The sequence below is a fragment of the Blastococcus sp. SYSU DS1021 genome, from assembly GCF_054050995.1.
The window spans coordinates 65,326-77,802 of the sequence record NZ_JBJHAL010000012.1 but is presented as its reverse complement, the minus strand read 5'-3'; the positions used below and the strand labels follow the sequence as shown (position 1 = coordinate 77,802).

Here is a 12,477-nt window from a genome sequence, read left to right as displayed (position 1 = left end):
TCAGGATCCCACCGGCTCGACCACACCGGGCACCCCGCCGCGGGCGCACACCGCCGCACCCACCGGTGCCACCGGGAGGTCGCGGGGCACCAGCTGCACCCGCTCGGGGACGGCGAGGCTCTGCAGGAACGCCGACCCCGCGGCCTGGCGCCCGGCGGCGGCCACCACCGCGTCCAGCAGCGGCGGGCCGACGTCGGCCACCCCGCCGCCCAGGACGACGTGCTCGACGTCGCAGGTGAGCACGAGCAACCGCACCGCCGTCGCCACGGCGTCGGCGAACCGGTCCCGGACCACGACCGCCCGGCGGTCCCCCGCCGCGGCGGCGGCGAAGAGGTCGGCGGCCGCCGGCCGCGCGGACCGGACGGGCCACGCGAGGTCCAGGGCGGCGCCGGAGGCGTACAGCTCCAGGCAGCCCAGCTGACCGCACGGGCAGCGAGGCCCGGCCGGGTCGTACGGGAGGTGGCCGATCTCGCCGGCGGCGCCGTGCCGCCCGCGCCGGAGCTCGCCGCCGAGCAGCAACCCCGCGGCCACGCCGGTGCCCAGGGCCAGCAGCGCCAGGTCCCCCGGCAGCCCCAGCAGCCGGGCGGCGCCCACGGCCGCGGCGTTCAGGTCGTTCTCCAGGACGACGGGAACCCCGTCCAGGCGGGCGGCGAGCACCGGCGCCAGGTCGACCCCGCGCTCGTGGATCCCCAGGTTGACCGCGTAGGACAGCCGCCCGGTGGCCGGGTCGACCAGCCCCGGCACCCCGGCGCCGACCCCCGCCAGCGCCCGCGGCGCCACGCCGGCATCGGCGCACAGCCGGCGCACCACCTCCTCGGCGGTGTCGACGACGCCGGGCACACCCGGGCGGGTCGGCACCCGCAGGGTCCGCAGCACGGCCCCGTCGGGGCCCAGGAGCACGCCCAGGACCTTCGTCCCTCCGATGTCGAGCCCGACCGAGCAGCTCCGAGCGCCGGACCGGTGCGCGCTCACCCCTTCACCGCCCCGGCCACCAGCCCGGCGCTCATCCGCTTCTGCACGAACAGGAAGAACACGATGACCGGCACGGAGATGAGCGTGGCCCCGGCCATGACGACGCCCCAGTCCGTGGCCCGGTTGGCCTCCACCAGGCCCTGCAGCCACAGCGGGAGGGTCCGCTGGTCGGGATCGGTCATGACCACCAGTGCCAGCGTGTACTCGTTCCAGGCCTGCAGGAACCCGTAGACCCCGGCGGCGACGAGGCCGGGCGCCAGCAGCGGGAAGGTGATGCGGAAGAAGGCCCCGGTGCGCGAGAGACCGTCCATCATCGCGGCCTCCTCCAGCTCCAGCGGCACCCCGGCGACGAAGCCCCGCAGCATCCACACGGTGAACGGCACGATCGCCGCCACGTAGACGATGGTGAGCCCCAGGACCGCGTTCACCAGGCCCCAGCTGTCCAACATCTGGTACTGGGAGATGAACAGTCCCTCGGCCGGGATCATCTGCACCACGAGAACGGTGAGGATGAACGACCGGCGCCCGCGGAAACGGAACCTGCTGATCGCGAGCGCACCCAGGAATGCGAACAGGATGGCGACGACGAGGGTGAGGCCGGTGACCGCCAGCGACACCTTGAAGGCAGCGTAGAAATCAGGGTTCGTCAGCACGTTCCGGAAATTCGACAGGGTGCCCCCGAATGGCAGGAACGACGGCTCGCCGGTACGCATCCGATTCGTCGGCAGGAATGCGCTGTTGACCATCCAGTAGATCGGGAAGACCCACACCAGCGCGACGGCGACGGCGAGCAGGCCGAGCAGCCGCCGCCCCGTCCCGCCGCCGCGGGTGCGCCGCCGGGCGGGTGCGGGGGCACCCGTGTGCGCGGGGCTCACACCTCCTCCTTCAGCATCCGGCGGATGTAGAAGACCGTGAGCACGAAGGTGATGACCAGCATGATCGTGGCCATGGCTCCGGCCATCGAGAACTCCTTCGCCAGCGAGTAGATGTAGGTGCCGAGCAGGTGGGTCTCCCGGGTCGGTGCCCCGGCCCGCTGCAGGACGTGGATCTGGGTGAAGACCCGCAGGTCCCAGATCACCTGGAGCAGGGCGACGACGAGCAGCACGGGCGCCACCATGGGCAGCGAGAGGTGGCGCAGCCGCTGCCAGGCGTTGGCGCCGTCGAGCTGCGCGGCCTCCACGCACTCCTCGGGCACCTGCAGCAGCCCGGCGTAGACGGTGAACACCACGAAGGGCACCGACATCCAGACGACGATGACGGTCGCCACGAGGTAGAACGAGGCCGGCTCGATGATCCAGGAGTGGTGGCGCATCCCGGCCATGCCCAGCGGCTCGGCGAGCAACCAGTTGATCACCCCGTACTGCGAGTCGAACAGCCACTGCCAGACCGTCATGGTGGCGAGCACCGGCGTCCCCCAGGCCAGCAGCAACCCGACCTGGAGAGTGATGCGGGGTCCGCGGCCCACCCGGGTCAGGAGGACCGCCAGGGCGATGCCGACCAGCATCGTCAGCGCCGCGTTGACCAGGCAGAACAGCACGGACCGCCCGATCACGCCCCAGACGTAGGGGTCCGACAGCAGCTCCGTGTAGTTGCGCAGCCCCACCCACTCGGCCGGCCGGCCGAACTGCTGGGCCAGCCCGTACTCCTGGAACGAGAGCACGAACTGCCGCACCAGCGGGTATCCGAGGCCGACCGCGACGGGGACCAGCGCGGGCACCAGGAGCAGGTAGGGCCCCAGGCGGGAGCGCAGCGACCGGCGCCGCCGCGGGCCGGGCGCGGCCGCCGGATCCGGGTGGACCGGTGGGACGGCGGCGCGCGGCGGTGCCGGCGGGAGCACCGCCGCGGGGGACGTGCGGGATGTGGACACGGTTCCTCCGGGGCGTGGGAGCGGGGGCGCGGCCGCCGCGGTCGGCGGGCGGTCGGGCCCCCGCCCCGGATCACAGGGTCAGGCGAGCGTGTCCGTGATCAGCTGGTCGGCCCGCGCCGCCGCCTCCGCCGGATCGGCACCGGAGGCGATCTGCTGGAAGAAGTCCTCCAGGATGCGGTTGGCCTCCACGTCGGCCCACTTCTCCGCCGGCGGGGTCAGCTTGGCGTCGAGGGCGGCAGCGAGCGCCGCCTCGGCGTAGACGTCGTCGCCGAGGGCGTCGGCGTACTCGCTGTTGCCCGGGATCAGGCCGTTCTCGGCGAGCATCGTCTGGTACTCCTCGCTGAAGATGATCCGCAGCAGGTCGCGGGCCGCCTCCTGGTTCCCCGACTTCGCCGGGATGGCGATGTTGGAACCACCGGCGAAGACAGTGGCCGGCTCCCCCGCCGTCGGCCCGGGGAGCGGGAAGATCCCGGTCTTCTCCTCGTTGCAGGCCTGCTGCTCGGCGAGCGCGGCCTGGGCCGCCTCCGACTCGTCGTCGGGGTCGACGCCCTGGTTGCACTCGGGCAGGTCGATGCTCCAGCGGGCCCACGTCGGGGCGGAGAACATCGCCGCCTCGCCGTTGTTGAACGGCACCCAGGGCTCGGCCGAGTCGGCGTCGCGCGGGGCGTTCGTCGCGTTCGCGAACAGCTCCTGGACCTGGGCCAGCCCCTCCTGCGACTCGGGGCTGGACAGCGCGCCGACCCACCGGTCGCCGTCCTGCTCGGCGAGGCTCCCGCCGGCGCTGTAGATCCAGGCGATGCCGTTGTACCAGTCCTGGCCGGGGAACCAGAAGCCGGAGAAGTTCGGCGTGCCTGCGGGGTTGGCCTCCTGCAGCGCGACGGCCGCGGCGCCGAACTCCTCGAGGGTCTCCGGCACCTCGACGCCGGCCTGCTGGAAGAGGTCCTTGCGGTAGAACACCGCACGCGCGCCGGAGTAGTACGGCACCGCGTACACGTCGCCGTCCACCGTGCCGGCCTCCACGAAGCCCTCGAGCAGGTCGTCACCGCCCAGCTCGTCGACCAGGTCGCTGATGTCGGAGAAGGCGCCGGCGTGGGTGAAGGTCGGGCTCTGGGTGTTGCCGATCTCCACGACGTCGGGCGTCTGCCCCTCCGAGGACAGCGCCGTCTGCAGGCGCGGCACCAGGCCGCTCCAGTCCTGCTCCTCGATGACCAGCGTCATGCCCTCGTGCTCGGCCTCGAACGTCTCGACCAGGTAGTCGCGCAGCTCCTGGGGGGTGTCGGAGCCGGCCAGCCACAGCCGGATCTCCTCCGAGCTCCCCGCCTCGGCCTCGTTCCCACCGCCGCAGGCGGTCAGCGCCAGCAGCAGGCCGACGCTCGCGGCGGCGAGCCCGCTCGTGCGTACCCTCGTCATGTTGGGGTTCCTTCCTGGTGCACAGGCGGTGCCGGACAGCGCCGCCACAGGGGTGTGGTCCTCCGACTTGCAACTGGCCGGCTCGGGGTCGTCACGTGACCCCGAGCTGGCCGGACAGCACGAGGACCGCGGCCCCGGACAGGGCCCCGTCCTCGCCGAGCGAGGTCATCCGCAGCTGCAGGGAGCTGCTGACGACGGGCATGGTGCGTTCGTGGAGGGTGGCGAGCGCCGCTTCGCGCAACGGGCCGTCGAGGAGTTCACGGGGTCCGCTGAGCACCACCTCGGAGAGGTTGAGCGCGCTGACCACCGGGGCCAGGACGATGCCCAGGCGCCGCCCCACGGCGCCGAGGGCCACCGCCGCGCCCGGGGCGTCCAGGCCCTCGATCCGCCGGCGCAGCGCCGGTACCGAGAGCACCGTCTCCAGGCAGCCGCGGCGCCCGCACGCGCACGGGAGCGGGCGACCGAGCGGAGCGCCGTCGATGTCGTCGCGCTCGTCGACGGCGGTGACGTGGCCGATCTCCCCCGCCGCGTGCTCGTGGCCCTGCACCAGGCCGCCGTCGAGCACGATCCCGGCCCCGACACCGCCCCCGACGGTCAGCACCAGCAGCCCGCCGCCGGAGGCGCCGCCGTAGGTGAACTCGCCGAGGGCCGCGGTGTTGGCGTCGTTGGCGACGTGCACGGGGACACCGAGGTCGGCGCCGAGCCGATCAGCCAGCGGCAGGTCGTACCACTCGCGGTTGGGCGCCTGCAGCACCCGGCCGGAGGGGTCGATGACGCCCGGCGAGCCGACGCCGACCCCGAGCACGGGGCGGGTGGCGACCACCACGAGGTCGCGGCACAGCGAGGTCAGCGCCGCCACGGCCGCCGCCCCGGTCCGCCCCTCGACCCGGGTCGTGCGGCGCTGCAGCAGTGCGCCGGAGAGGTCGAGCACCGCGCCGTGCATCCGCTCGTCGTCGGCCAGGTCGACGGCGACGATCTGGAACGCGTCGGTGCGGACCCCCAGCAGCGTGCCGGGCTTGCCCGGGCGCCCCTCCGCCCGGGCGCCGAGCTCGGCCACCAGGCCCTCGGCCATCAGGGAGGCGACGAGGTCGGAGATGGTGACCCGGGTCAGCCCGGTGGCCCGCGCCAGGTCGGCCCGTGAGCCGGGCCCGGCGTGGAACAGGTGCTGCAGCACCATGGAGCGGTTGTGCGCACGCGCGTGTTCCGGAAGGACCTTCGCGGTCGCCCGTCGCAGGCGCCCCTGGCGCGTCGTGTCCCGCATCACACTCACATTTGTTAGGACACCGTCCTTACATTCCTCTGTCAAGGGCTGGCGCCGCCGTGACCGGACCGTGACCTGCGCCGATCACTACAGCCCCGCCGCGCTCCGCCCGATGGAGAACGGGTGCGACGACGACCGCCCGCCCTGGCCCTGACCGCCCTGACCGTCAGCGCCCTGCTCGGCACCTCGGCCTGCGCCACCGCCGACGGGAGCACCGAGGCGGCGACCGGGGTGGCGTGCCCGGCCGCGGAGCTGACCCGGCCGGGCGCCGGGGACGGGGTCTACCTGGGGGTGAACCTCGACTGGGGTGCCGCGACGCTGGCCGAGCACGGCACCGCCCTCGGCTCGCGCCCCGCCGTCGCCGTCTCGTTCACCGGCTTCCCCTTCTCCGCCGCCGACGAGCGCAACCTCGACGCCGCCGTCGAGCAGGTGCGGGACGGCGGCGGCCTGCTGCTGCTCACCCTCGAGCCGCACGACGGGCTGGCGGCGGTCACCGACGGCGTGACCGCGGACCTGGCCGAGCGGCTGGCCGGCTACAACGGCCGCGGGGTGCCCGTCGTGGTCCGGTTCGCCCACGAGATGAACGGCTCCTGGTATGCCTGGGGGCAACAGCCGGCGGCCTACGTCGAGGCGTTCCGGCGGCTCGCCGCCGCCGTCCACGCCGGGGCTCCGGGGTCGGCGGTCATGTGGGCGCCCAACTACGGCGGCGGCTACCCGTTCACCGGGGGCGCCCACGCCGCCACGCCCGATGACGTCGCGGCGCTGGACACCGACGGCGACGGCGTGCTGTCGGCGGCCGACGACCCCTACGCCCCGTACTGGCCGGGCGAGGACGCCGTGGACTGGGTGGGGATGTCGCTCTACCACTGGGGCGACGCCCACCCGTGGGGCGAGAACGAGGTGCCCGAGCCGGGCAAGTTCCTCGCCCAGCTGACCGGCACCTACGTCGGCCGGGGCGGCGACGACCGGGGGCTACCGGACTTCCACGCCGACTACGGCGAGCGGTACGGGAAGCCGGTGGCCGTGCCCGAGACGGCGGCCTTCTTCGCCCCGGGCGGCGGCGGCGCCGACGAGCTGGCCGTCAAGCAGGCCTGGTGGCAGCAGCTGTTCGATCCGCAGCTGGTCGAGCAGCTGCCCCGGCTGGCGATGGTGAACTGGTTCGAGTGGGCCAAGGACGAGCCGGAGGTCGGCGGTCGGGTGGACTGGCGGGCGACCGGCTCGCCGCGGGTCCGCGAGGCATTCCTGGCCGACATCCCCGGCTGGGCCCTGGATGCCACCGACGTCCCCCGCTGCGGCGGCTGATCCGGCAGCCGGCAGCACCGCCCGCCGGGCGCGCAGCATCCCGCACACGACGAGGGCGCAGCACAGCCCGACGCCGGCCGAGAGCCACACCATGGGCTGGTCGAGGCACCAGCCGTAGCCGGCCCACGAGGCGCACGCCCCGGAGCCGAGCCACCACCGCGCGGGCGAGAGGCCGGAGAGGTCCTGGGTGCGGTCGCGCAGGAGGCTGAGCGGCTGGGGCAGCGCGGCCGCCGCGCCCACCGCGGAGGCGACCCCGCCGAGCAGCGCCGTGGCCGCCGCCGGATCGGCGCCGAGCAGCACGGTGCCGGCCAGCCCCCCGCCGGCCAGGGCGGCGAGGACGGCGGCGCCGGACGCGGTGCGCGCCAGCGCCCGCCCCGCCCGCAGCCGCGGCTGGGTGACCAGCAGCGCCGCGAGGACCGCGGTATTGCCGGCGCCGACGACGGCGTTGGACAGGATCTGCACGCGGTCGCCGGTGAGCAGGCCGAACGACAGCCAGCAGAGGTTGAGCGCGACGGCGAGCCAGGCGCTGGTGGGTGAGAGGCCGAGGGTGCGACGGTGCCGGCAGGAGAGCCAGACCTGGGGCCAGACGACGGCGATGCTGAGGGTGGCCGCGAGGATGCCGAGAGCGGCGGACATGGTGGAGCGGGAATCCGTTCGGAGTCGGTGCGAGAAGGTGGCCACCGGCGAGGAGCTGCGCGGGACCCGGCTCGGGGGCGCTCGTCGGTGAGCGGCATCGGCGGGGGCGGGAGGTGGCCGGAGACATCATCGGCGTTATGCATTCGTGACCCGACCGTGACCGGCCGGTTGCCTTCTGTGACCCTCGTCGCCCCGCCGTCGTCCTCCCGCGCCGCGCGACGGGTTCCGGCTCCCTAGGCTGGGCGGCCGTGACGACGCCGACCGAGACCGTCCGCGCCGCCGCCGGTTACCTGCGGTCGTGGCTGGACGCCCAGGCGCGGCACCGGCGGGTGCCCGGTGTGCAGGCGGCCGTCCGCCACGGCGGCGAACTGGTGCTGTCGGCAGCGGTCGGGGTCGCCGACGTCTCCACCGGCGCACCGCTGACCCCGGCACACCTGTTCCGCATCGCCTCCCACTCCAAGACGTTCACCGCGACCCTCGTGCTGCAGCTGGTCGAAGCCGGGCGACTGCGGCTCGACGACCCGATCGGCACGCACGTGCCGGAGCTGGCGGCAGCCGGCTCGCCGGTCGCCCGGGCGACCGTCCGCGAGTTGCTCGGGCACCAGGCCGGGATCACGCGGGACGGCGCCGACGCCGACTTCTGGCAGCTGGAGCAGCCCTTCCCGGACCGGGCAGGGGTGATCGGCGCGGCGTTGCGGGCCGGCCCGGTGCACCGGCGCAACGAGCACTTCAAGTACTCCAACATCGGGTACGCGCTCGTGGGCCTGGCGATCGAGGCCGTCACCGGGACCTCCTACGCCGACGCCGTCCGCACCCGGATCGTGGAGCCGCTCGGCCTGACCCGGACCGGGACCGACCTCGACGCGGCGCGGACCGGCGAGTACGTCAGCGGGCACACCGGGCTGCTCCTGGGTGAGGACGTCCGCGAGCCCCTCGGCCCCGCCGGCACAGGCGCCATGGCGGCGGCGACCGGGTTCTACTCGACGGCCGAGGACCTCGCCCTCTTCGGGGCGGCGCACGTGCTCGGCGACGAGCGACTGCTGACCGACGACTCGAAGCGGCTGATGCAGCGCCTGGAGTCGGTGGTCACCGCCTACGGGACCGAGGTGGGCCGGTACGGCGTCGGGATGGTGCTGACCACTGTGGGCGAGCGGCGCCTCGTCGGGCACAGCGGCGGCTTCCCCGGGCAGATCACCGTGACCTTCGTCGACCCGGCCGACGGGCTGGTGGTCAGCGTGCTGACGAACGCGATCGACGGACCGGCCGAGGAGCTGGCGACCGGGCTGGTGAAGCTGGTGGACGTCGCACTGCGCCCGCGGGCGACGGTGCCCGCACCGCCGCCCGGCGCCCCGCCGCCGTCGTCGTTCACCGGCCGGTTCGCCGGCCTCTGGGGAGTGCTCGACGTCGCCGAGCTCGGGGGCCGGCTGGTGCTCGTCCGGCCGACGTCCGCCGACCCCCTGCCGGGGGTCGAGGAGCTGGAGATCGTCGACGCCGACACCCTGCGGGTCGCCGCGCAGCCGGGTTTCGGCGCGGCCGGTGAGCTCGTCCCGCTGGAGCGGGACGCCGACGGCCGGGTGGTGTCGCTGCGGCTCGGCGGGGTGACGAACCGGCCGGTCGAGGAGTTCCGCCGCCGTCGCGCCGCCATGACCGGCCCGGCGTCGGGCCCCTAGGCGCTGAGCCCGGAGAACGTCGGCATCGCCTCCTCGCCGTCCCAGGTCACGCGGAAGGTGAAGGCCTCCTCCAGCGCCTCGCGGTACTGCTCGGCCTCGGCCTCGGTGATCTCACCGGCGGCCAGGACGTCGTCGACGGCCGGGCTCCACGACTCCACGAGCGCGTCGATCAACTCCTGCGGGTCGACGCCGATGTCCTCGGCGACGGCGGCCAGGTTCTGCTCCTGCTCCTCCATCCGCACGTGCAGCTCGTCGTGGCTGATCGCCAGCACCTCGTCGAGCACGTCCTGCACGGGCTGGTGACCGCGGTGCAGGTCGAGGCTCCCGTCGCCGTAGGCCTCCTGGACCAGCGCGATGAGCTCGGCCTCCGTCGTCACGGAGTCGACGTCGACACCGCCCGGGCCACCACCGCCGCCGGGGCCGCCGCCGGCGAAGCCACTGCCGGCGGCTTCCTCGGCCGCGACGGAGGTGCTGGTCTCCGAGCTGGTCGCGGTGCCGGTGCTGCCGCACGCGGCGGCGATCGGGACGACGGTGGCGAGGAGGAGGGTGGCGATCGTCCTGCGGAGCTTCATCGTGGACTTCTCTCGGGTCGGGGAGCCGGTCGTGTACCAGGTTCGACGGCGGAACTCGACCACCCCTGGACGTCCGCTGGGAATGCGCTGGGAGAGGGTCCCGTTACGTTCCGCGACGTCTCCCAGCCGGTTCCGGGGCAGTTCCCAGCTTCGTCTCCGAGCCTCTGGGTCATGGCCCGCCCCCTCCGCCGCCGCACCCTCGCCGCGGCCGCCGCCCTCACCGGCGGCTCCGTGCTCCTGCTGCCCTCGACCGCCTCCGCGCACAGCCTGGACAGCAGCACGCTGTCCGTGCGGGTCGGGGAGGACCGGGCGGACGCCACGATCAGCATCGCGCTGGAGACCCTCGACGACGCGCTGGGCGCCGACCACGCGGCCGCGACCGACGCCGGCTCCTACGCCGACGTGCTCACCTACCTCGACGAGCACCTGGCCGTGACCGGCACCGACGGCACCGAGTGGTCCGAGACCTACGCCGAGCCGGTTCGGGAGACGGTCGAGGGCATCGACTCGATCAGCGTGGACGTCGCCCTCGACCCCGGGGCGGCCGATCCGTCGAGCTTCACGCTGGCCTACGACGCCGTCATCGAGACCGACAGCACCCACGAGGCCGTCGTCGTCCTGACCGACGCCGCCGGCGAGGTCTCCACCGCGGGGGTGCTCGACGCCACCGACGGCACACTGCAGGTCGGGCAGACGGCCGCGACCGGGCTGGCCGACATGGTGGGCTACGGCCTGCACCACGTGCTCGAGGGCGCCGACCACCTGCTGTTCCTGATCACCCTGCTACTGGTCGCCCCCCTGGTCGCGGGAGGGGGCCGGTGGCGGCGGGCGGACGGCCTGCTGCCCACCGTTCGCCGGGTCGTGGGTGTCGTCACCGCCTTCACCGTCGGGCACTCGCTCACGCTCGTCGCGTCGGCCCTGGGCTGGGTGTCGCTGCCGAGCACACCGGTGGAGGTGCTGATCGCGGTGTCGGTGGGTGTTGCCGCGGTCCACGCGATGCGCCCGCTGGCCCGTCACGGCGAGACCGTCATCGCCGGGCTCTTCGGCCTCGTGCACGGCCTGGCCTTCGCGGGCATCCTCACCGACCTGGGCCTGGAGGGCTCGACCTCGGTGCTCGCCCTGCTGGCGTTCAACGTGGGTGTGGAGCTGGCGCAGCTGCTCACCGTGGCCCTGCTGTTCCCCTCCCTCCACCTCGCCTCGCGCACCCGGTTCTACGGCGGGCTCCGGATCGCCGGCGCCGCCGTCGCGCTGACCGCGGCGGCCGGCTGGGCGCTCGACCGCCTCGGCGTCCTCACCAACCCGCTCTCCGGGGCCGAGGAGGCCGTCATCGCCCACCCGTGGTGGGTGGTCGCCGGGCTGGCCGCGGTGGCCGGGGGCTGCTGGCTGGCCGACCACCGCTCCCCCGCTCCGCGCGCCGCAGCCGAGGTGCCGGTGACCGCCGGCTCGCCTGCCCCGCGGGCGTGACGCGATCCGTCAGGGAGCCGCGCCGCTGGCCACGGTCGCGGCGGGGCGCGCCGCCCGGCCGGGCAGCAGCTCGGGCGGGGCGTCGTAGGCGCGGTGCACGGTCAGGTCGCGGCCGGTTCCGTACAGCCGCCCCTCGTAGGCCTTGACCGCCGCGACCAGGACGATGCTGACCACGACCAGCAGCGACCACGACCCCAGCTTGGCGGCGTGGACCAGGGTCCAGACCGACTCCTGCGACGGGTACTGCCAGGCCCGCAGGAGGGTGGCCGCGTTCTCGGCGACCCAGAGGAAGAAGCCGATGAGGACGAACGAGAGCGCCAGCGGCATGGCGTAGCGGCGCCGGCCGACGGTGAAGTGCACCCACGTGCGCCACGTGGCGGCGAGCAGGGCCACGGCCAGCGGCAACCGCACGTCCCAGATCGCGTGCGAGGTGAAGAAGTTGAGGTAGACGAGGGCAGCCACGGCCGCCGTCGTGCGGGCCCGGTAGTTGGTGATCCGCAGCTCGAACCGGCGCCAGGCCTGGCAGATGTAGCTGCCGACGGCGGCGTACATGAAGCCGCTGTAGAGCGGCACCCCGCCGATCGTCGCCACGCCGGTGTCGGGGTAGGACCACGACCCCTGGCGCACCTTGTAGAGCTCCAGCGCCAGGCCCACGAGGTGGAACCCGAAGATGACGGCGACCTCCCGGCCGGTCTCCCAGCGCACGAGCCAGAGCACCAGCGTGACGCCGAGCGACCAGATCAGGAGCGCGTCCGCGGGGTCGATCGGCAGCGGCACCAGCCGGACCAACCCCAGCCCGAGGAAGAACAGCACCGCGAACAGGCAGCACTGCGCCTGGACCCAGCCGAACCGGAGCAGCTGCCTCACCCGCGGAAGGCTAGTGAACGACGCCCGCGACCCGGCGCTGCACCGCCGCCCCGGCGAGGGCCAGGCACAACGTCAGCACGGGCCCCAGCACGACGCCCACGTGCGCGACCGCCCACCACCCCGAGACGGGGTGCTGGTGCCCGGCGTCGCCGACGAGGCCGGCCAGCAGCCAGTGCGCCAGCAGCATGCCGGCCGACAGCACCCCGGCGTGCAGCCATGTCCGGGCCGACGGAGCGAGGACGAGGTGGGTCGCGCACGGAAGGCAGACGGCGGCCATTCCCAGCATCAGCACCAGGTGGGCGTCCGACACGGGCGGAGAACCCGCTGCCGCGATCAGGTGCAGCACGGCGCAGGCACCCATCACGGCGGCCGTCGTGACCCGCAGCGCCCGCCACCAGGCCCGAGTGTTGCCCGCAAAGCGAACACCCTCTTCACATGCCGGTCGCACGGCTGTAA

General features: G+C 74.3%; 11 protein-coding genes and 1 pseudogene. 3 read left to right on the top strand and 9 right to left on the bottom strand.

Annotated elements, in window-relative coordinates; translation table 11 throughout:
- From ACI8AP_RS11120 to ACI8AP_RS11100, 5 genes are all read right to left on the bottom strand, one after another.
- On the bottom strand, positions 1-972 hold the full coding sequence (locus ACI8AP_RS11120; RefSeq protein ID WP_456589400.1) for an ROK family protein: 972 nt from the start codon (positions 970-972) through the stop codon (positions 1-3).
- The gene (locus ACI8AP_RS11115) at positions 969-1,847 is read right to left on the bottom strand and encodes a carbohydrate ABC transporter permease (RefSeq protein ID WP_456589399.1); all 879 of its coding nucleotides are present in this window, start codon (positions 1,845-1,847) and stop codon (positions 969-971) included. The genes ACI8AP_RS11120 and ACI8AP_RS11115 overlap by 4 nt, the downstream gene beginning before the upstream one ends.
- The gene (locus tag ACI8AP_RS11110) at positions 1,844-2,839 is read right to left on the bottom strand and encodes a carbohydrate ABC transporter permease (RefSeq protein ID WP_456589398.1); all 996 of its coding nucleotides are present in this window, start codon (positions 2,837-2,839) and stop codon (positions 1,844-1,846) included. The genes ACI8AP_RS11115 and ACI8AP_RS11110 overlap by 4 nt, the downstream gene beginning before the upstream one ends.
- 78 nt (positions 2,840-2,917) lie before the next feature.
- Entirely contained in the window at positions 2,918-4,249 is a 1,332-nt protein-coding gene (locus ACI8AP_RS11105) for an extracellular solute-binding protein (protein WP_456589397.1), read from the bottom strand.
- Between the two features lie 91 nt (positions 4,250-4,340).
- Positions 4,341-5,426: an ROK family transcriptional regulator gene (locus ACI8AP_RS11100; protein WP_456589396.1), complete on the bottom strand. Its 1,086-nt coding sequence runs from the start codon at positions 5,424-5,426 to the stop codon at positions 4,341-4,343.
- A gap of 207 nt (positions 5,427-5,633) precedes the next feature.
- On the opposite strand from ACI8AP_RS11100, the gene ACI8AP_RS11095 reads away from it, so the two are divergent.
- Entirely contained in the window at positions 5,634-6,812 is a 1,179-nt protein-coding gene (locus tag ACI8AP_RS11095) for a glycoside hydrolase family 26 protein (RefSeq protein ID WP_456589395.1), read from the top strand.
- Positions 6,813-6,857: 45 nt separating this feature from the next.
- Here the strand turns inward: ACI8AP_RS11095 and ACI8AP_RS11090 are convergent.
- Positions 6,858-7,448: pseudogene (locus tag ACI8AP_RS11090) on the bottom strand (SemiSWEET transporter); the annotation flags it as partial.
- 248 nt (positions 7,449-7,696) lie between these two features.
- Between ACI8AP_RS11090 and ACI8AP_RS11085 the strand changes: the two are divergent.
- A complete protein-coding gene (locus tag ACI8AP_RS11085; protein WP_456589394.1) occupies positions 7,697-9,118 on the top strand; it encodes a serine hydrolase domain-containing protein in 1,422 nt (473 codons plus the stop codon).
- On the opposite strand, the gene ACI8AP_RS11080 is transcribed toward ACI8AP_RS11085, so the two are convergent.
- On the bottom strand, positions 9,115-9,690 hold the full coding sequence (locus ACI8AP_RS11080) for a hypothetical protein (protein ID WP_456589393.1): 576 nt from the start codon (positions 9,688-9,690) through the stop codon (positions 9,115-9,117). The genes ACI8AP_RS11085 and ACI8AP_RS11080 overlap by 4 nt on opposite strands.
- A gap of 171 nt (positions 9,691-9,861) precedes the next feature.
- On the opposite strand from ACI8AP_RS11080, the gene ACI8AP_RS11075 reads away from it, so the two are divergent.
- Positions 9,862-11,154 (top strand): HupE/UreJ family protein, encoded by a 1,293-nt coding sequence (locus tag ACI8AP_RS11075; protein WP_456589392.1) that lies wholly within the window; start codon positions 9,862-9,864, stop codon positions 11,152-11,154.
- Positions 11,155-11,163: 9 nt separating this feature from the next.
- On the opposite strand, the gene ACI8AP_RS11070 is transcribed toward ACI8AP_RS11075, so the two are convergent.
- Together ACI8AP_RS11070 and ACI8AP_RS11065 are read right to left on the bottom strand one after the other, a co-directional pair.
- The gene (locus tag ACI8AP_RS11070; protein WP_456589391.1) at positions 11,164-12,021 is read right to left on the bottom strand and encodes a DUF817 domain-containing protein; all 858 of its coding nucleotides are present in this window, start codon (positions 12,019-12,021) and stop codon (positions 11,164-11,166) included.
- Positions 12,022-12,031: 10 nt separating this feature from the next.
- A complete protein-coding gene (locus tag ACI8AP_RS11065; RefSeq protein ID WP_456589390.1) occupies positions 12,032-12,331 on the bottom strand; it encodes a hypothetical protein in 300 nt (99 codons plus the stop codon).
- Between the last annotated feature and the right edge of the window lie 146 nt (positions 12,332-12,477).